Origin of the sequence: Streptomyces sp. NPDC087270 (genome assembly GCF_044744625.1) — a bacterium.
Lineage (GTDB): Bacteria > Actinomycetota > Actinomycetes > Streptomycetales > Streptomycetaceae > Actinacidiphila.
This window is the reverse complement of sequence record NZ_JBIUYR010000001.1, coordinates 685,298-703,958: the sequence shown is the minus strand read 5'-3', so window position 1 is coordinate 703,958 and position 18,661 is coordinate 685,298. Positions and strand designations below refer to the sequence as shown.

Below are 18,661 nucleotides of genomic sequence, written 5' to 3'. Positions count from 1 at the left end.
AGAACGCTTTCAGTCGCCGTCCGCCTCCGCGATCTTCGCGCGAGCGTCCCGCACCATCCGGTCGAGGCCGGCCGCCACCTCCTTCTGCCGCTCCCGATCCGAGTGTTGGTAGATCAACGCCGCCTTCTCCGTGGACTGACCAGCGCGAACCATGGTGTCCTTGAGCGTCGCTCCGGAGCGGGTCGTCAGCGTATGGCCGGTGTGCCGCAGGTCGTAGAACCGGAAGTCGTCCGGCAATCCGACATACGCCCTCACCTTCCTCCATTTCCGACCGAAGGTCGAACGTCGTAGCGGGGCGCCTTTCTCCCCGACGAAGAGAAGGCCGTCGGGCTGTTTCTCCGCCCACCAATCGAGATGCCGCACCAGCTCCTTGTGCAGGAATTCCGGAAGCCCGAGGTACCGGCGTCCCGCCTCGGATTTCGTGGCACCGGGAGCCCGGCGACCCGTGGTCAGTTCCGGCTCGGCGGTCCTGATCCACAACCCGACGTTGTCGACGTCGACGTCCCGCCGCCGCAAGGCCGCCTACTCCTCAGGGCGGGCAGGGCCGTAGGCCGCTACGTAGACCATCAGCCGCCACCGCGGGCCCATAGCTTCGGCGAGCGCGTCCACCTGCCCCACGGTCGCCACCGGGCGCTCCGGCGCCGACTCCTTCCCGGCTCCCCTGATCCGGCACGGATTCCGGCGGATCAACTCGTCGTCGACCGCGGTCTCCATGATCGCCTTGAGCAGGCGGTACGCCTTCGCCACGGTCGTCGGGGCACCGGTCGTGTCCAGGCGTTCGGACCGCCACGACCGGACGACCGGAGCGGTGATCTCGTCCAGGTCCAACGCGCCCACGAACGGGAGGAGGTGCAGCCGCAACAATCGCCGGTACAACTCCTCCGACGTCGCGGCGAGCTTGCGCTCCTTCACCCACCGGAGTGCGAACTCCTCGAACGTCACCGCGCCGGCGTCAGGGTCCATCCACTCTCCGCGCCTGATCTCCGTCTGTTTTTCCGCCAGCCAGTCATCCGCGTCCCGCGAGGCGGCGAACGTGTCGGGCGCAGGGCGCATCAGACCGTCCGGTCCCGGATAGCGGGCCTGGTACCGACCTGAGGGCAACTTGCGGACCGCTCCGAAGGTCCGGCGCCTGCCCTTGTCGTTCCCCATCAGACGGCCCTCCCAAGTTTGCTACGACGGTGACGACGTGCAGGCGCAACGGTGTTGGCGTCGATGAACGCGGACAACGCGCTCTCGGGGATGCGGACGTGGCGACCGACCTTGACGAAGGTGATGCGTCGCTCCGCCACCAGACGCCGGGGGAATCGCTGGGTGGTGCCGAGCCGTTCGGCGACCTGCGCCACGGATGGGAGTACGCCGTTTCCATCCGCGCGCTTTTCAGCGGTGGGGCTGAGCGGGCCCTGTCTCTCACGCGTCATGGGATGCGCCCCGTTCCCGTACCGAGGCGGCGAGGAGGGCCGCCTCCGGGGAGTAGCCGCGCCCGGCGTAGCGCCAGTGGCCGACGGTGACGAGGGGCCGCTCCGCCAAGCCGCGCGCAGCTCGCTGTTCGTCCGCGCGGTGCTCGGCGCGGGCCTGGCGGAGGGCGGTGAGAGTGGTCGAGTACCGGCGGGACTTGGTGGAGAAGTGGCCGCCGTAGCCGAGCATGTGGGCCCAGCGGCGCAGGCCCAGGGGTTCGAAGTCGGGCAGAGCGCCGAGCCACCAGCACGTACCGACCATGCGGAGGACATGCCGCCGTACCGGCAAGAGGACCAGTTGACGGGCGTGCTGGATGCGTACGTCGACCGCGCCGGCCACTTCCGCACCTTTGGTGGCGTACTTGGCGATGTAGCCGGCCACGGCGCCTGAGGTGAGCTGTCCGGTGCCGAACTCGGCGATCGGTCGTACGTCGACCTGCGCGCCGAAGAGTAGGGCCCGCCGACCGACGACCGCCGTGCCCGGGGCGATCAGGCGTGCCCGACCGACCGAAGCCGATACCGCGCCGGCGAGGAGTTCGGTCGTCGCCCATCTCGGCGGCGCCGAGTCGGGTCCGTCCGGGCCGTCGAGTCGGATGACTGCATGGAAGTGGATCAGGCCGCGCCGTTGGTACTCGGCGACCTTGGCGTACGACAGTCGGGCCGACTCGGCCAGCCGCGTACGGTCTACTCCAGCGTGCCGGGCGATTTCGCGCCGCAGTTCCAGCACGAAGCGGTGCCAGAGCCTCGCGGCGTTCGCCTGCCAGAGCACGGCGCCGGCGTAGTCGTAGCAGTGCGGGCAGAGGGGTTCGCCGAGTCGCGGGTCATCGGCGCAATGGCGTTCGCGGCAGCCCACCGGCAGTTCGTGCGGGCAGCGTTCCCCACCGGCCCGGCGCGGTCGGCAGACCCATACCCGCCCTTCCCGCTCCCGTCGGGTGTGGACGCGTCCGAAGCCGGGAGCAGTGAGCGTCACGAAGACTCGCGGATGAGCGGCGACCGAAGCCGGAGCCGACTTTCCCCCGACGAGTCCGGCCCGGATGAGGTGGAAGGTGTCAGCCCGGTACGTACGGGCGCAGGTGGGACAGACACTCGCCCGCCGGTTGCCGCACGCGACGAGCAGCCGGCCGCCGTACAGGCCGGAGTCGTACGAGCGCAGTGCCTCGCCGGTCGAAGGGTCGACGAGGAGTGCCGAGCCGACCAGGTGAACAGGGTTGGTGCAGCCGTTCAGGCCGAGGACGTTGCGCCGCCAGGCGTCGAAGTCGGGCGCGGCTCCCCTGGCGAGGAGGGTCGCAACAGCGTGGGTGGGCATGCTCATGCGCGACCACCGCCGAACGCCTGCCACATCACGGCCGAGATGGCCTGTGGCCCGGACTTGGCGCTGAACCTCATGGTGGGGTCGGTCAGCCACAGCGCGGCGGCGTGCGCGGGGCAGAGGTGACGTTCGAAGCCATCCAGGCCGACGAGGACGACCTGTTCCCGGCCGGCGCACGTCGGGCGTTCGAGGTCCTTCTCCTCGCATTCGGGTGGGCGCGATTTGCGCGGGCGGTTGGCGGTGGACACAGTGTGGGTGCTCCTTTCACTGCTCATGTGGCGGATGGGGTGGGTTCCTGGCGGGGTCGGGTTTGGCGACTTCGCGCCCCGCCGGGAGCCCTTTGCGCGGACGAGCGCGGGCATGGTTCTGGGCATGGCTGTCCCCTTGCGTTGCGTGCGAGGGAGGTCGATCAGAGGTGCAGTTCGGCGAGGAAGAGGCTCAAGCCGTTGAGTGCCGACCGCACGAGCGGCGCAGCGCCGGTCGCGGCGAGCAGGAAGCCGAACGTTCCGCTGATCAGGACGTCGGGCAGGCGTAGGTAGCGGATGCGCAGCAGGAACCAGATCAGGAGGCCGAGGAGAACAACGGCCGAGGCGGTCACAAGCACGGCTGCCCTCCGGTCAGTTGTCGTGGTCGAGGTCGAGTCGTTCGATCACCGCGACTCCAGGCGGGCCCGGTTTGGTGATGTCCGGTCCGTGGAGCGCCGCGTGCAGCTCCGGCAAATCAGGGGTGAGGTGGCCGTACTCGGCGGCGATTGCTTCGGCGTCCGCTTCGGAGACCAGGTGCGAGCGAGCCCGCTCCCAGCCGTCGCCCGAGGCGAGGACAGCGGTGCCAGCCTGCTCGGGGCGGATAGCCTGGGCGGCCTTGAGGGCATCGGGGTTCAGGTCCCCAAGAGCCATCTCCGCCGTTCCGGGGTCGGCGACGCGATGACAGACCCGGCCGCCGAGCTGGGCCCGTAGAGCAGTGACGCCCGGGCCGAGGTCGGAGCCGACGCGTTGGCCGGCGACGACAAGGAAGACGCCGAGTGCCGCGCCGAGTTGGGCCAGGCGGATGAGCGCGGTGCCGGCCGCATGCGCCTCGTCCTTCTCGCTGCGGCTGGCGACGAGGAACAGCTCTGCCAACTCATCCACGATCACGACGACAGGGACCGGCCGTTCGTCCTGGGGCAGGCCCCACACGTTCCGGACCCGGGCAGCTCGGCACAGGGCCATGCGGTCGAGGGTCAGGTCCACCAACGCCGACAGGAGGCGCACGGCTTGGGCGCGGTTGGTGGCGAGTGCCGACAACCGGGGCTCGTAGAGGGACAGTTCCATGCCGCCCTTGCAGTCGATGCCGACCAAGGCGACGGGTTGCGGAGCCAGCCCAGCAACGAGGGCGTTGATCAGGGTGGACTTCCCAGATCGGGTGGCTCCGACGATCAGCCAGTGCGGTATCTGGCGCAGGTCGACCACCCAGGCGACCCCGCTCTCCAGGACGCCGACAGCAACGCTGAGGAGTCGGCTGCCGTCCCGCTGGGCAGGGACGCGGGGCGCGGCGAGCGGATCATCAACCGAGGCGACGAGCCGTACGTAGCCCGGGCGCCATGGTGTGACCCGTACCCCGTGCACCTGCCACGCCTCCGCCATCGCGGGCGCCGCTTTCACGAAGTCCGCCGGAACCTGACCGGGCAGGAGTCGTACGACGAGCCGGAAGCCGCCGAGCGTCGGACGGATCGGGCCCCGGCGGGGTACCCGGGGTTGGGGTGGGGGTGCTCCGTTGCCGACGAGCCCGGACACGACGGTCAGCGCGGCTTTACGGCTCACCGCCAGCCCGCAACCCGCCATGAGCGGACGCCAGGTACGCGTCAGTCGCACGCAGGTGAGGGGGAAGCCGACTGCCAGCCACCAGGCGGTGGGGTACCGGCGACGCAGGATCGGGGCGGCCACTACGGTGCTGGCCACGAGGGCCAGGAAGAGGACGAGCAGGAGGCCTGGAGCGGTCGGGGTGGACGTCGTCCCGGCAGATGTAGCAGCTAAGAGGGTCACTGCGCGGCCCCCTTTCCGCCAGCGGCAGGCGCCGGCGCCGGGGCGGAGAGCGGTCGGATCTCGGAAGCACGGAAGGCGATGCCGTGCCGCCCCTCGTTCTCCCACGGCGTCGCCACCAGGTCCCGCACCTGGACGGGCATCCCGAGCTGAACGCCGGAGGGCTCGCCGACCACGCTCACGTTCACCACGTCGGCGGCTCCCCCGGACATCAGGCACAACCCGACCTGAAAGACCGTGCGACCGGTGTCCCGGTCCACTCGGAGCTGTCCGGTCTCTCGGTTGGCGACACGCGGGGCCGGGGGGACGGCGCAGATGTTCGCCGTGAACTTGGCGGTGTCGATCGGAAGTGTTGCCACGGTTCTGAACTCCCTTGAGGTCATGGGCAGGAGAAGATTCCTCGCCCTGATTGACAACCCGTAGTACGGGTGCAGGGTCCAGAGTGCAACCCGTAGTACGGGTTGTCAAGTGCGTCGGGATGCGAGACTCTGTCCATCGAGATGGTCCATGCGGACGAACACACCAGATCAGCAGGCCACCGGAGGCCCGATGCCAGCGGAGAATACGCAGCCCAAGTACCGGCAGATCGCCGACTACCTGCGACGCGGCATCCTGGACGGCACCTATCCGGCCGGCCAACCGCTCCCCTCCGAGGAAGCCCTAGCCAAGCAGTTCGGCGTCACGCGCCCGACGGTCCGGCAGGGGCTCACGGAGCTCCGGGCCTCGGGCCTGGTCGAGGTCATCATGGGCCGCGGAACGTTCGCCCGCTCGCCCCACAGCCGCCCGAGCATGGCCCGTCCCCGCGGCGTCCGGCGGAAGAGAAGCGGCGGTTACGCCGAGGCCGACGAGATCCAGTGGACCGAAGCCGAAGAGGCCATCGCCACTCGCACAGACGCCCCGCTCGCCCTAGCCGATCTCCTCCGCGTCCCGCCGGGCGAACCGCTCTACACCTACGACGCCTTGCAGACCGCGGGCCCGACTTTCCGCCAGCTCCACCGGACCTACGTGCCGTTCTCCATCCTGGTAGGCACCAAGTACGAAGACACAGCTCCCCCGCCGGCGCCCAAGCTCTACACCGCCCTGGCGGATCTGGGCCACGAACTCCACTTCACGGAGTATCTACGCCCCCGCATGCCCCTCCCCGACCAGGCCGCCGCCCTCCGCCTCCCCGAAGGCGTCCCCATCCTGACCATCCTCCGCGTCACTGCGAACGAGCACGACAAGCCCCTCGCCCTGGAGGAGTTTCAACTCCCCGGCGACGACCTGGAGCTGTCCTACCCCCTCTGACCGCGGCCCACGGTCCAAACTTTCTCTACGTCTTCAAGGCACCCGGCGTCGCTGCCGCTCCGCCGGGCGCCCGTCCGGCGCCTGGCCGCGCCGTCGCTCCTGTCTCCGCCCGGCTCGGCACGGCCCGCGCCGCGCGCGCCCACGGTGGGGAGGCCGGCGGCATGAGACGAGACTAGTGTCCTGAGTCGTTTATTCGTGTGCAGTAGGCGCGAGGGTGTCGAGGATGTCGTCGGCGGTCTTCGTCCAGACGAATGGCCTGGGGTTCTTGTTCCACTCGTTGATCCAGCTGCGGACGTCCCGTTCGAGTTCGACGACGCTGTGGTGGGCCGAGCGGCGGAGTTTGCGGCAGGTCAGCTCGGCGAACCAGCGTTCGACGAGGTTGAGCCAGGACGCCGAGGTGGGAGTGAAGTGCAGGTGGAAGCGGGGGTGCCGCAGCAGCCACTTCTTGACCGGTTCGGTCTTGTGGGTGGCGTAGTTGTCCAGGACCAGGTGGAGTTCGAGGTGCTGGGGGACGGCGGCGTCGATGACCTTCAGGAAGCGGAGGAACTCCTGGTGGCGGTGGCGGCGGTAGTGCTGGGCGATGACCGAGCCGGAGGTGATGTCCAGGGCGGCGAACAGGCTGGTCGTGCCATGCCGGATGTAGTCGTGTGTCATCTTCGCCGGCGTGGTCGGCGCCATCGGCAGCACGGGCTGGGTCCGGTCCAGGGCCTGTATCTGCGACTTCTCGTCCACCGCCAGGACCAGGGCGTTCTCCGGCGGGGCCAGGTAGATGCCCACCACGTCGCGGACCTTGGTCACGAACTGCGGGTCGGTCGACAGCTTCCAGGTCTCCACGATGTGCGGCTTGAGGCCGAACGCCCGCCAGATCCGGGAGAAGGCAGACTGCGACATGCCCGCCGCCTGGGCCATCGAACGCGTCGACCAGTGCGAATCACCCGTCGGCGGCGACTGGCCGAGTGTCCTGGCGACCAGGGCTTCGACCTGCTCGTCCGTGATCTTCCGCGGCGCCCCCGAACGTGGCCGGTCCACCAGGCCCTCCAGCCGGTCCGCGACGAACCTGGCCCGCCACTTGCGCACCGTCTCCCGAGAGACACCCAGGTCGTCCGCGACCTGCGCGTTGGGCCGACCGTCCGCGCACGCCAACACGATCCTCGACCGCAGCACCAGCGCCTGCGAGGCGGTCTGCTTACGCAACCAGCCCCGCAGCACCCGGCGTTCGTGATCGGACAACTCCAACAGCAACGGCTTCGGACCAGGCAGTGATCCACCCTACAACCGCTCATGCACTAACGACTCAGGACACTAGACAGCCGAGGTCAAGACCATGCCTCCGGCGGGGGCGCTCCGGCTCCGAGATGGACCAGGCCCGGCCGGCGACCGCGCGTTCGTCGAGGATGGGTGTGGGGTGCTCCCATCCCGTCTGCCATCGACCCGGGCAAGCCGAGCAGTCGTGGCCCAGGGCGTCAAGGTCGTTCGTACAGTGACGCGCTCCACCTTGACGCCCTGAGCCACGCCCGCTCCACAGGAGTGCGGGCCGACGGCAGACGGGATGGAAGCGTGAAAGGCGCTGGGCTACGAACGTGGGTACTCCCGCCGAAACCCGTTCCACAGACTCATACGGATCGCTAGCTGAGCAATGGCTAAAAGATGGCATCCTGATCAGCGGCACGGACAATCTTGCTCGCCTGGATGTAGGGCGTGAGGAGTGAGGGAGTGGCGGGACGTTCGCCACTCAAAAGCTCCTGAACGGTAATGACCTGGATCTTGGGAAACACCTCGCCGTTAATAGGCCAGGTGTACGTCCCGCCATGCGACACGGCATCCAACACGCCCTTAGAAGGCTTAGCCATGGTGATCAAGACGCCCATCTGCGCTTTCTGCGTCTCCACGGTCCCTACCAGGTCCCGCACGAACTGCGGCGTTACCGTCTTCCCCCCCTTGACGCTCGCCAGCACTCTACCGATCTTGCCAGCATTGTCGAGCGGGAAACGCGCCACGCCATCGACGCCCTTGTCACCAACCTGCTTTTCATTGGGCTGCGCCCTGATGAGCGATACAGCCCATCTCTCGAAATCAAATGGCGAGTGCTTGAAGAGAGCCTGAGCTCCATCAATGTCTTTCGGGATTCCGAAGACTTCGTACTCGCTCGCCACGGACCCGCCGAAAGTATGCTGCAGGCGCTTTTCGATAAGGTCCACGGCGATGTACGTGATGTCAATACCGACCCACTTCCGCTTGAGACGGATGGCGGCATCTATCGTCGTACCGCAGCCACAAAACGGATCAAGTACGATATCTCCCTCTGAGGTGCTGGCCTGTAGAATTCGTTCCAGCAGAGCAACGGGCTTCTGAGTCGGGTACCCAAGCCGCTCTTTTGCCTGAGAATTGATGGGCGGGATGTCATCCCAAAGACTGTCCACAGTCTCGCCCTCCAACTCATCCAAGAAGCGCTTCCGCTGGATTCGCTGCGTCTTTTTTGCTGGAAAGTGAAGTCGCCCCTCTTGATCCATCTCCTTCATGCGCTCAAGAGATACCGCCCACCCCTTTTGCGGGGGAGGATATCCCTTGTACTCATAGACAAGATTGGCTCGGTATGACGGGCTAGCCAGGTTGTCGAGCCGGTACCTACGTCCTGACTCAGGGTCAATGTGGGTGAACTTGGTGGCAATATATTCGGGATTGCTCTCACGATACTGTCGAGCAAAGTGCGCGCCGGAGCTTTTGACATAAAAGAGGATGTTGTCGTTGGTTACACCGAATCGAACCGCCGCCTTGTTCGTTTCCCCTCGCCCCGCTTTTCGCTTCCACACGATGTCATTGCGGAAACAAGCGGCCCCGAAAATCGAATCCAGCAATACCTTGAGGTAATGACTCATAGTCGGGTCGCAGTGCAGATAGAGAGAACCGCTCGGCTTCAATACGCGCCTCAATTCGACCAATCTGGGCGCCATGTTTACGAGATAGGCCATTGCGTCGTTCTCGGTGAGCAGTCCCCGAATTGCAACGAGGGCATCAGCGACCTTGCCTGGCACACCGCCGCTTACAGCTTCTTGATACTGCTGCTCGGTGACATGTGTCCAAGTCCAAGTATCCCCGAATGCTTGAATTTGCGCAGTAGCCCCCTTCCCCGCAGTCGAACTGGTACCAAAAATAATGTTGTAATTTCGGTTCGAGTTGAAAGGGGGATCTAGATACACAAGATCTACCGACTCGTCGGCAACGTGCTTCCGCAACATCTCAAGGTTGTCGCCGTAGAACAGCCTGTTTTCCGTCATCACCCCTCCTGGAACACCCTTCGCCGCTGATTGTGCCATCAGATGCCCGGCGCCGGTGGAGGATCACGAGTCTCGACGCCAACTGGACTGTTCTAAGCCCGCCTTACACGCCGGCCTGCCGCGTCCGTTCCCCAGCGGCCTTGGCGCCCTGAGGCCTGAGGCCGCCACCAGCGCCACCGCAACCGCCGCCCTACTGTCCTACCTAGGCTCATGCTCCGAGTGGCTGCCATCGGCTCCGCGGGCGGACCTAACCGGCTCCCTGTGGAAGTGCGGCACCGCCTCCAGCGCCTGGCGTGGCGCAGGTTCCCCGCCGTGGACTACTCGTGGACAGCATGCATCCATTGGACCGCTCGTAGGGCTGTGATCAGGACTTCTCTCGCGCTACGAAGGGGCCTCCGAAGCCGCGTGCGATCAAAGCCGCCCCACCGTGGCAGCCAGATCGGCATACTCGATGCCAAGAACCGCGAACGCAGGGGGTGACGATGTACGGCCGAAGCGATGAGGCATGGGAGCAGTTGACCAATGCCGGATTGAAGTTCCTCGTTGAACGGGCACAGCTCCACAAGGTCACGACCTACACGGAGATGAACTCTGTACTGGCCCGGCGGACGGGGCTTCCTGGGTTCGACTTAGAGCAGGCGGACGAACGTGCAGCCATGGGCTACCTGCTTGGACTGATAGTGGAACAGGACTACCCAAAGAGCGGGCTCATGATCTCTGCACTGGTTCACTATCTCGGTGCGAACGACGCCGGGCCTGGCTTCTACACGCTCGCGCAGCAGCTTGACCTGCTCCCCAAGGGCTCCTCCGCAACGGCGAGACTGGAGTTCTGGATTGGGCAGGTCAACTCGCTCCACCAACTTCACTCGGCCCCTGGCCGATAGACGCTCGGAACCCCTCCTGTTGAATACGTGTCGACGCCGAAATATTGCGCTCAGTCACCCGTAGGCGCCAGATCGGGAATGATGCGGCAGCGGTCGCCCTCAGCGCCCCCTGAGCCCTCGCTGCTCGCTGCTCGCTGCTCGCTGCTCGCTACTTAGGCTGCGCCCCCACTGTCCTCGGCATCATGCCCCTACTGGAGCGGCCGAGCCTGCACCTGTGCTCTTGCCTTGGCTGACCCGCGCCCCACCCCGTAGCACTACCGAAGGAGCACGATGGCTGACACAGGCATTGACGACCTGTCCAAGTACGAGTCCGGGACCAACCCGTTCACCGCGGCCGAGCTGGACTCGATTGCCCGCTTCCGCGAAAACCTGTCCCGCATCCCCGTCATTGCCTTCAAGGGCTTTGACGCCGACGGGATCCGCCACTTCGCGTCCGAACACGGCATGGGCGAAGCCCACAGGATGCTGCACTCATTCGCTACCGACTTCCTCAACGGCTGGTGGCTGGCGATCCTCTCGTTGAAGAACGACCTGCCGACTGGCACCGACGAGATCGCCCGGTACAGCACGTCCGCCGCCCGGTACGTCGCCCACCTCACCGCCCAGCACCTCAACGCCTGCGCGAAGTTCGAACACGCCGTCACCATGTGGTTCCTGGACCTGGACACGGACCTCTCCTCCCCGCTGTACCTGAACAGAGATGGGGAGGAGTGAGCCACACGGAGGGGGTGGCGAGGAAGTCATCGGCTGACCCGTATAGGTCTACGGATCAGAAGGTAGGCATGGCGCGCCGCTGGCTGCGCTCACAACCTGCAGATACGTGTGGTCTTGACGACGAACCGGACATCCTCAGCGCGGCGACCCTCCAACGTGTCGTGGACAAGGCAGTCGTAGCCCATGCGGCTCAGGACGTTTGCGCCCGCGCGGGGGTCTTGGAGGCCGATGAGCCGGCGGGGGTAGGGCGGGGCGTCGGGGCCGGCGTAGTCGAGGCAGAGGGTGCCGGTCAGGATGGCATCGGTGATGTCCAGGACGGCTTGGAGGAAGTGGTCGTAGGCGCCGGCGGTGGACTCGATACCGGGGCCGGTGTGGAGCCAGCCGGCGAGGAGGGGTTCGAGGTAGACGTCCGTGGTGTGGACGTCCGTGGGGGCGTAGGTGGTGACGAAGTCGCGGAAGCAGTCGCGGGCCTGGTCGATGTGGCAGTCGATCGGCACCGCCGGGTGTTGGCCGTTGCTGGGCATCGGTTCCTCAAGGTTGGGAGTTGTTGGTCTGGCTTTGGCGACGGGTCAGGCTGATACGGGGGACTACGGACGACGGTTGGGCCGCTTCCGGTGCGGGCTGCGGCGCTGGGGCGCCGGTCCCGCCCCGGAGCGGCAACAGCGGTCGAGCACGATCAGCGGGGCCTCAGCGCCGGTACTGCCACTCCCGCTGCGGCAAGTTCGGCTTCCAGGTCCACGAACGTGCAGCCGTGCAGTTCCATGGCCATCTGTGAGGCCAGCACCCACGGCATCAGTTCGTCATTCCAGGGCAGCAGCGTCCGCCCGACTGGCAACGGTCCGGCCGGGCCCGGCTTGTACAGGGCACCGAGGACGCCCCCAGGTCGAGGCTCCTTGACGCGTACAGCGACGTGTCCGCCACCCCGCAGGTAGGGGCAGAGCCGTACGGACAGCGCTGCGCACGGCAGGCAGACCGGCGGGTGGGTGGCTCCCATCTGTTCCGGCCAGCCCGGCCAGTCGTCGCGGTCGTCACCGAGGAGCCAGAGCACGCCGTCACGGTTACGGTCGGCAGGCCCGGCGCAGACCTGACACAGGAGTTTGCGCATCGTGCGGCGTTGGCGCGCGGTGTGGACGGTGCCGAAGGTAGGGCGGCCCTGACCAGGTTGGAGGGCGCTACGGCGCCATAGGACCCGTGACTGTCGCGGTCGTGGGGTACCTCGTCCGCGTAAGCGATGCCGCGTCCGGTGCTGCGGATGACGAGCCGACCCGTGGGGCGGTCCTCGGCTGTCCAAGAGACGATGTACGGAATGGTGGGCCGGTCCGGTGGGTCGGTTGCTGGCCGATGGACGTCCGGACGTGCAAGTGCTGTTTTGGGCATGAGGTGGCAAGTCCCTCGGGTTTGTGGGTGAACGGCCGTTCGTGGTCAGGGGATTCGGCCGACGTGCGGGAAGGTGGAGGTGGCGCGGTGCGTGTGGTGCGAGTGCTGTTGGGCCATCTCCGCGGCGAGTCCGGCGGCGAGCAGCCGCGCGAGTTCCCGGGCCGCGTCCGGTCGGACGGTGCCGACGTTGACGACGCCCTGTCCGATGACGTTGACGTCGGCGCGCAGGCTGGGGACGTCGGCGGCGAGCCCGGCGAGCGCCAGTTGTTCGGCCAGGGCGTCGGCTCCGCGTCTGCCGTCCGCCCAACCGCGGACGTACGGGATACCGGGAGCGAGGGATTCGGCGCGCCGTGCGCAGACGCCTCGTGGGTCGGTCATGTCGGCTCTCCCGTCTTGTGCGTGTGGGCGCTCGATGGCTGGTCTGTCGCAAGCCCCAGGCGCAGGAGTTCGGCCAGTCGCACGGCCGTCTCCGGGGAGATCCGGCCGAGGTCGACGTAGCCGAGGCCGAAGGCGTTCATGTCTGCGCGCAGGTAGGGGAATTCGCGATGCAGGCCGGCCGAGGTGAGAACGTCGCGCAGGGCGGTGGTCGCGTGGCGGGCCGCGTACCACTCCGAGGTGTCGACAGGAGACCAATGGGCCGCGTCACCCCCGGGGCCGATGTCATCCGGCGTCATGGAACGGCACCTCCGCGAAGTTCGCTGCACGGGCGATGAGTTCCGCGGAAGCGGCGAGCATCACGGCTACGGCGGGGGCTCGCTCCGGAGAAGGTCCGCTCTCATGGGAAGGAGCGCACAGCCACTCGTAGCGATCGCCGGCCAAGGTGAGTGGTCCCGGCACCACGACGACAGCGTCAGCAGCGAGATAGCGGTACGCGGGCGGTTCGCTCTCCTCGCGGGTCAGGGTGCGGACGAAATTGTCGCGGGACGAGGGCGGCAGCATGAAGCCGATCTGCCGCGCGGCCCAGTCAGCCAGTACGGGCCCGGCGGGCATTCGGCGGCGGCGAAGTTGGTCGAAGGTCTCAAGACCGAGTTCCTGCCCGACCACCACCACGTCGAAGTGGGAACCGGTCGGCAGGAGGTACGGGGCTCGTGGGTTGTCGCGCCACACGCTGCCACACTCCTCGCGGTTCGCCGCAGCGCCGACGAGCCAGCGGACGCCCGCCCTCGTGACACGTTGCATGTCCCCGCCCTCCCTTCTCGGTCGGCAGCGGGTCGTGGCGCCCGCTGCTGTTCCAGCGTCGGGGCGGTGCCGCCATGCGGGGCAGATGACGACAGGTGACGGGGGATGACGAGGGCGCGCCTCGTATGTCATCCCTCGTCACCGACGACGGCGGCAGGTCCGTGGAAATCGGGGGTTGCCTCCGGCGTTCCGACACGTACGGTGGTGGGGCAACTACACGTATCCACGGCGGGGAGGGCGCACGATGTCGGGCGCTCCTGAGCAGATCGGCTTACGCGTCAAGGCAGCTCGCCAGCAGCGGGGTTGGAGCCAGCCCCGGTTGGTCAGCGAGTTGCGCCGCTGTGCGCAGGCAAGCGGGCAGGCGCTCCCTTCGGACGCGAGCGTGAAGCGGCGAGTGGCGAGCTGGGAGAACGGGCACAGCACACCGGACGAGTTCTACGGTCTGCTCCTCGCGGGCGCCCTGGATCTCGGTGCGGAAGAACTTGGTCTGTCTCCCAGCGGAGTACGGGACGGCTCCCTCCTTGAGGTGCGGTATCCGCCCTCCCCCGAGGCGGCGATCTCCGCAGTCGATCAACTCTGGCGCGCTGACCTCCACGGGTACGAACCCCTGCTCAACGCTGCTCCTTCCGAACCAGCCTGGAGCGACGCCTCCTTGCGCTGGCTGGTGGCCCCCGAGCCGGCGCCCTTGACCGCAGACGCCCGAAATGGAGCGCGCGTCGGCCTCACCGACGTCGCCGTGATCAAATCCACCGGCGACACCTTCGCGATGCTGGACGACCAGTTCGGCGGCGAACACGCCCGGCACGCGGTGGTCCAGTACCTCAGCGCCGACGTGGCCCCGCTCCTCCACGGCCGTTACGCCGACAACGTCGGCCGCGCACTGTTCTCGACCGTCGCAGAGGTCACTCTCCTCAGCGCGTGGATGTCCTACGACGCAGGCCAACACGGTCTCGCTCAGCGCTACTTCCTCCAGGCACTCCGTTTCGCCCAGGACAGCGGAGACCGCCGGCTCGCCGGGAGCATCCTGTCCGCGATGAGCCACCAGGCCACTTTCCTCGGCCACTTCACGCAGGCCGCAACCCTCGCCCGAGCCGCCCGCATGGGTATCTCCGGCGTGGCGACGCCGACGCTCATGGCCCAGTTCCACGCCATGGAAGCCCGCGCACTGGCCCGAACCGGCGACCGGCACGCCTGCGAACACGCCCTCGCCGAAGCCGCCCGCCACCTCGACCGACGCAACGACGGGGACGAACCCGAGTGGATCACCTACTTCGACGAGGCCGAGCTCGCCGCTGAATCCGCCCACTGCTTCCGCGACGTCAACAGCGCTCGTCAGGCGGTCGAGTACGCCCGCAACGCGATGAGCGGCAGCCACGTCCGCTCCGACTTCTTCGCGACCATGGTGCTGACCGACGCACACCTTCGGGCCGGGGACCTGGAGGAAGCGTGCCGCGTCGCGCTGGACGCACTCGACCTGGGCGAGCAACTGCGGTCGGCTCGCTGCGTCAGCTACCTCGCCGAGTTCCGGACTGCCCTGGCTCCGCACGCCAAGAACCCAGCCGTACGGGAGTTGAACGAACAGGCAGCGGAGCACCGGCTCTGGCTCGCCACCAGGGGCGGACAGGCTCGGAAATGAGTTGGATCCCTGCCGCCGGGTCCGGACAACCCGATCAAGGAGAGAATCCCGGCATGGTGATGACCCGGCACTGGTACTCCTCTTCGCCCGTCGTGGACGGACATCCGCTCATCGACTTGCCGGGCTTCTGGCCGGCTCACCTCGCGGACCTGTCCGATGGTTTCCCACCGGAAGCATTCGGCTCGGACGCAGGTGACGCGGGCGCCATGCTGGACCGGCTCCATAACCCCTCGGCCTGGCCGGTGTTCACCATCCCCCTGACCGGCGGCCTCACGATCGTCGTGCACTACAACAGCGGGGAGGAATTCACCACCACCGACTACTTCCTCACGCATCCCCGCTGGGCTCACGACCTGGTCCTAGCCAGTGACGATCAGGACCGAATAGGACCAGGACTGTGCTGGCCCGAGCTTGCCGCACTTCTTGCGCCGCCGCTCGGCGCGGCGGGTGTCACCGACCCCCACGCCAGACTCCTCCTCCTTCTCCCGGTCCTGGGCGACACTGCGGCGGACAACGCCGTGGCGGCTGTGGTCGAGGCCCTGATCAGTCAGGGAGCTCCAGAGGCGAGCGAGCCGCTGGCCAGGCAACTGCTTCAGGGGCATCCCATGTGGGGAGCGCAGGACTGGTCGTTCGACGTCGACGAACACAGCTGGACGTGCGAAGGAGACCACAGCCCTCGCAAAGTGCCCTTGGGCCGCCACCTGCCCGAGCAGGAGCGGGCCGCTCTCGCAGCGATTCTCGCACCTGCCGGAGGTTCAAGCAGGACCTGAAACGGCGGTTGTGAGCGCACGTGCGGGGCCGCTGGAGGCGGATATGCGGTCGAGCACCGGTAGCCCTCACCCGAGACTTCCGCTGCTTGCCCCCAGGTCCGGGCAGGTGCCCCAGTAGCAGCCCCTGGCCGGGCGTGGTATTCGTTGCGCCTCAGCGCTGCGAGTCGCTGGACATCGAGGTTCAGAACGCCCCCCAATCACGCCGGCTGCCGTTCGTGCGGATTGCTGTCACCCGCCGCACGAACTCCTCAGCCGCCCGGGGCTCCGCAGCCGCCTTGCCGCCCATCCACAGCGTCATCTTCAGCTCCCGAAGGTCGGCCAGGACCGGGTAGCCGGGCCAGTTCATCAGGTCGAAGCCGTAGTGGTGGACGAAGGACTCGTACTGCTCGCGGGAGTGCCAGCCGTAGCGTTCGTAATAGATGGCAGTGAGGATCAGGTCCCACTCACGCGGGGCCAGAGCGAAGCCGTCCAAGTCGATCAGCACCGCGCGGCCGGAACGGTCACGCAGGATGTTCCCGATGTTCGCATCCCCGTGGATCACTCCGAACGGCAACACGAAGTCGAGCCGGCCATAGTCCTTCTCCAAACGGTCGGCCCGCTCGGCCAGGAAGGCCGCATCCTCAGGCCGTACGTTGCGGCCCAAGCCGCGGAGCGAGGCACGGACCTTCGCGAACGGGTCGTAGTACGGCAGCCCCAGCGACTCCGGCTCCTCCAGCCAGTGCAGCCGCTTGAGCAGGTCCGCCAGCTCCGTGACGCTCGCGTACTCCTCCGCGTCCTGGACGCTCTCCCAGAAGGTGACCACGCGACCACCCACGACGAGCGGCTGCGCCACGTCCCGCATCACCCTGTTCGCCGGGAACTCCTCTGCCTCCAGCCATCGCGCAACCCGGACTGCCCGCTCCATCTCCGGCAGAGCATCAGGGTCGGCCGCGATACGAACGATCACGCGCAGGTCGGCTAAGTCGTAGACGGCGTTGGAGCCCAACCGCATCAATCGGGCCCCTACCGGGTCCAACCCGACCTCCGCGCAGGCCGCTTGGAGCACGTGGAGTGATGTCTCCGCCGTGAACTCCCCGGCCCTGCCACCAGTCATGTCATCGCCAGAGACGCCGCTCACCATGCAACCGACCCTACGGCTACGACCGCACCACGAACAGATGGTCTGCTGCGGAGAGACGGGATCACGCCCTCCAGCTCGTTCATGGTCCCGGCATCGCGCGCCGGGAGTGCTTCGTTCACGACCGGGTGTGCGCCTGGCCACCCCTCGGCTCTCTTGCAACCGTGTAGCGGTCACTTTCGACGCAACGAGCGCCCCCATGGAGGAATCTTGGCCAAGACACAGCCAACGTGTGGCGCGTTAACGAAGAAGAACACTCGATGCACCAAACCCGCGATGATCGGGACTTCTCGATGTGAGAAGCACCAGGGTTCCTGGTCTGCCTACGAAGTCGCGAAACGAAAGCAAGCCGCGCAGAAGAAGGCCACCAAGCGCAAGCGCTGAGGGTGACCGCCGCCCCGTGGGGACCCGAGTGGCACTAGTGCACGTCTGCCAGCCTCGCGGGGCGTGCCAGAAGCGTGCCAGATCGTGCGGAGAACGACGGTCCGTGGGGGCATCAGCCTCCTTGCCCGGCTACGGTCCACGGCTACGTTCCGCCTGGTGAGAGCACACGTGAGGCCCCGAGCTACGTGATTCCCAAGCTCAGAGCGCGGGTTCGATTCCCGTCATCCGCTCCATATAAAAGCCCCGGCTCAGCGAGTTGGGGCTTTGTCGTTGTCCAGACCAATTACGGTGCCGCGTGCCATTGGCGTGCCATAGCGGGCTGGTACCGCTTCCGACAACGCTCACAACGTCAGCTCCTCCCACGCAATCCCATCCGGTCGGGTCGCCGAATCGCGCGTGAAGGCCGCGAAAACGCTCACAGCCCGCTCACGCTCCTGGAGCACGCAGCGATAGTGCCGTCCGGACGAGTCATCCCGGAACTCGACCGCGTGGCCCCCCGCAGCGACTCCCGCATGAGCACCTATTCCGACCTGTACATATCGTCCTGCCGGGTCTTCAAGGATCACGAACCAGTTCTCCGCCGACAGCCTGCGCACAGCCCGCTCGACGGTCTCCGGGTCCGGGTCGCTGACCGGCAGGCCGACACATGATTGCAGTTCCAACGCTCCTGCGGCCCGGAGAGAAGGGGGGACGTGCACAACGCCGGCCTGCGGGTCGAAGCAGACCAGCCCATGCTCCCCGGCCAGTTCGACAACCCGGGTGGCCACCTCTGCCGCCCGGCTCCATTGGACCGGCATCAGAACGAAGCCGTCACCGACATCCAGACCCGCCGACCACGGCGACGCCTCGTCCGTGATGCCATCGGCCTCCGGGAACTCGGCTACCAGTGCGGCGTGGAAACCCCGCACCGCCTCGACCGGCATGACGACCTCAGCCTCACCCGCGCACAGTCGCCGAAACGTCTGCTCTGCCGCAGCACGAGATGGGCGGAGTTCCTCGCTCCACACTGCGAGGTCAAAGCTCACCATGCCCTCCTGTCAACGCATCGACTTCAAGGAAGCGGTGATCCTATGCGGCCATGCTGACAGTCGGCCTTGGCTTCCCCGCCTGGCCGTTCACGTTCAGATGATGTGCGGCGAGAAGCAGTACCAGCAGCCTCGCCCCTGAATCGACCTGTGCCCTCCGAAAGCGCGCCAACGCGGCGGGCGAGCCCGTGTGGTTCTCCGGCTCCACCCCTCGCCCCCGAGTTGTCCTGCC

The 18,661-nt window shown here is 67.2% G+C and carries 19 protein-coding genes and 2 pseudogenes; 5 read left to right on the top strand and 16 right to left on the bottom strand.

What is annotated here, in order from left to right; all coding sequences use genetic code 11:
• Positions 1 to 9: 9 nt before the first annotated feature.
• The 7 genes and pseudogenes from ACIPAE_RS03100 to ACIPAE_RS03070 all read right to left on the bottom strand — a co-directional run bounded on the left by ACIPAE_RS03100 (position 10) and on the right by ACIPAE_RS03070 (position 5,140).
• Positions 10 to 1,149, bottom strand: a pseudogene (locus ACIPAE_RS03100) (tyrosine-type recombinase/integrase).
• Positions 1,149 to 1,343 carry an excisionase family DNA-binding protein gene (locus tag ACIPAE_RS03095; RefSeq protein WP_402442522.1) on the bottom strand — a complete coding sequence of 65 codons (195 nt, stop codon included), beginning with the start codon at positions 1,341 to 1,343 and terminating at the stop codon, positions 1,149 to 1,151. Before ACIPAE_RS03095 ends, ACIPAE_RS03100 begins: the two are co-directional and overlap by 1 nt.
• A 64-nt stretch (positions 1,344 to 1,407) precedes the next feature.
• Complete coding sequence (locus ACIPAE_RS03090; RefSeq protein WP_402442520.1) at positions 1,408 to 2,766, bottom strand: replication initiator; 1,359 nt, start codon at positions 2,764 to 2,766, stop codon at positions 1,408 to 1,410.
• Complete coding sequence (locus tag ACIPAE_RS03085) at positions 2,763 to 3,011, bottom strand: hypothetical protein (RefSeq protein WP_402442518.1); 249 nt, start codon at positions 3,009 to 3,011, stop codon at positions 2,763 to 2,765. The genes ACIPAE_RS03090 and ACIPAE_RS03085 overlap by 4 nt, the downstream gene beginning before the upstream one ends.
• Positions 3,012 to 3,172: 161 nt before the next feature.
• On the bottom strand, positions 3,173 to 3,367 hold the full coding sequence (locus ACIPAE_RS03080; RefSeq protein ID WP_402442516.1) for a hypothetical protein: 195 nt from the start codon (positions 3,365 to 3,367) through the stop codon (positions 3,173 to 3,175).
• Positions 3,368 to 3,380: 13 nt separating this feature from the next.
• Complete coding sequence (locus ACIPAE_RS03075) at positions 3,381 to 4,700, bottom strand: FtsK/SpoIIIE domain-containing protein (RefSeq protein ID WP_402442515.1); 1,320 nt, start codon at positions 4,698 to 4,700, stop codon at positions 3,381 to 3,383.
• 80 nt (positions 4,701 to 4,780) lie between these two features.
• Positions 4,781 to 5,140 (bottom strand): hypothetical protein, encoded by a 360-nt coding sequence (locus ACIPAE_RS03070; RefSeq protein WP_402442513.1) that lies wholly within the window; start codon positions 5,138 to 5,140, stop codon positions 4,781 to 4,783.
• A gap of 190 nt (positions 5,141 to 5,330) precedes the next feature.
• Here ACIPAE_RS03070 and ACIPAE_RS03065 point away from each other — a divergent pair, with 190 nt between their 5' ends.
• Entirely contained in the window at positions 5,331 to 6,068 is a 738-nt protein-coding gene (locus tag ACIPAE_RS03065) for a GntR family transcriptional regulator (protein ID WP_402442511.1), read from the top strand.
• A gap of 172 nt (positions 6,069 to 6,240) precedes the next feature.
• On the opposite strand, the pseudogene ACIPAE_RS03060 reads toward ACIPAE_RS03065, so the two are convergent.
• Positions 6,241 to 7,328 (bottom strand): annotated as a pseudogene (locus tag ACIPAE_RS03060) (IS630 family transposase).
• 380 nt (positions 7,329 to 7,708) lie between these two features.
• Positions 7,709 to 9,343 carry a DNA methyltransferase gene (locus tag ACIPAE_RS03055; protein WP_402442509.1) on the bottom strand — a complete coding sequence of 545 codons (1,635 nt, stop codon included), beginning with the start codon at positions 9,341 to 9,343 and terminating at the stop codon, positions 7,709 to 7,711.
• Between the two features lie 482 nt (positions 9,344 to 9,825).
• Between ACIPAE_RS03055 and ACIPAE_RS03050 the strand changes: the two genes are divergently transcribed.
• Together ACIPAE_RS03050 and ACIPAE_RS03045 are read left to right on the top strand one after the other, a co-directional pair.
• Positions 9,826 to 10,227, top strand: a complete 402-nt coding sequence (locus ACIPAE_RS03050; RefSeq protein WP_402442507.1) for a hypothetical protein — start codon at positions 9,826 to 9,828, stop codon at positions 10,225 to 10,227.
• A 270-nt stretch (positions 10,228 to 10,497) separates the two neighbouring features.
• A complete protein-coding gene (locus tag ACIPAE_RS03045) occupies positions 10,498 to 10,941 on the top strand; it encodes a hypothetical protein (protein WP_402442505.1) in 444 nt (147 codons plus the stop codon).
• 89 nt (positions 10,942 to 11,030) lie between these two features.
• Here the strand turns inward: ACIPAE_RS03045 and ACIPAE_RS03040 are convergent, their stop codons facing one another.
• From ACIPAE_RS03040 to ACIPAE_RS03020, 5 genes are all read right to left on the bottom strand, one after another.
• Positions 11,031 to 11,465, bottom strand: a complete 435-nt coding sequence (locus tag ACIPAE_RS03040; RefSeq protein WP_402442503.1) for a hypothetical protein — start codon at positions 11,463 to 11,465, stop codon at positions 11,031 to 11,033.
• A gap of 152 nt (positions 11,466 to 11,617) precedes the next feature.
• Positions 11,618 to 11,989 (bottom strand): hypothetical protein, encoded by a 372-nt coding sequence (locus ACIPAE_RS03035; RefSeq protein ID WP_402442501.1) that lies wholly within the window; start codon positions 11,987 to 11,989, stop codon positions 11,618 to 11,620.
• Between the two features lie 374 nt (positions 11,990 to 12,363).
• Complete coding sequence (locus ACIPAE_RS03030; protein ID WP_402442499.1) at positions 12,364 to 12,696, bottom strand: hypothetical protein; 333 nt, start codon at positions 12,694 to 12,696, stop codon at positions 12,364 to 12,366.
• Complete coding sequence (locus ACIPAE_RS03025; protein WP_402442498.1) at positions 12,693 to 12,992, bottom strand: hypothetical protein; 300 nt, start codon at positions 12,990 to 12,992, stop codon at positions 12,693 to 12,695. The genes ACIPAE_RS03030 and ACIPAE_RS03025 overlap by 4 nt, the downstream gene beginning before the upstream one ends.
• Positions 12,979 to 13,497 (bottom strand): bifunctional DNA primase/polymerase, encoded by a 519-nt coding sequence (locus ACIPAE_RS03020; RefSeq protein WP_402442496.1) that lies wholly within the window; start codon positions 13,495 to 13,497, stop codon positions 12,979 to 12,981. The genes ACIPAE_RS03025 and ACIPAE_RS03020 overlap by 14 nt, the downstream gene beginning before the upstream one ends.
• A 382-nt stretch (positions 13,498 to 13,879) precedes the next feature.
• On the opposite strand from ACIPAE_RS03020, the gene ACIPAE_RS03015 reads away from it, so the two are divergent.
• The gene (locus ACIPAE_RS03015; RefSeq protein WP_402442494.1) at positions 13,880 to 15,133 is read left to right on the top strand and encodes a hypothetical protein; all 1,254 of its coding nucleotides are present in this window, start codon (positions 13,880 to 13,882) and stop codon (positions 15,131 to 15,133) included.
• A gap of 53 nt (positions 15,134 to 15,186) precedes the next feature.
• On the top strand, positions 15,187 to 15,903 hold the full coding sequence (locus ACIPAE_RS03010) for a hypothetical protein (RefSeq protein ID WP_402442492.1): 717 nt from the start codon (positions 15,187 to 15,189) through the stop codon (positions 15,901 to 15,903).
• 181 nt (positions 15,904 to 16,084) lie between these two features.
• Here ACIPAE_RS03010 and ACIPAE_RS03005 read toward each other — a convergent pair whose 3' ends face one another.
• Together ACIPAE_RS03005 and ACIPAE_RS03000 are read right to left on the bottom strand one after the other, a co-directional pair.
• Positions 16,085 to 17,023: a phosphotransferase family protein gene (locus tag ACIPAE_RS03005; RefSeq protein WP_402442490.1), complete on the bottom strand. Its 939-nt coding sequence runs from the start codon at positions 17,021 to 17,023 to the stop codon at positions 16,085 to 16,087.
• A 722-nt stretch (positions 17,024 to 17,745) separates the two neighbouring features.
• A complete protein-coding gene (locus tag ACIPAE_RS03000) occupies positions 17,746 to 18,432 on the bottom strand; it encodes a hypothetical protein (RefSeq protein ID WP_402442488.1) in 687 nt (228 codons plus the stop codon).
• Positions 18,433 to 18,661: the final 229 nt, after the last annotated feature.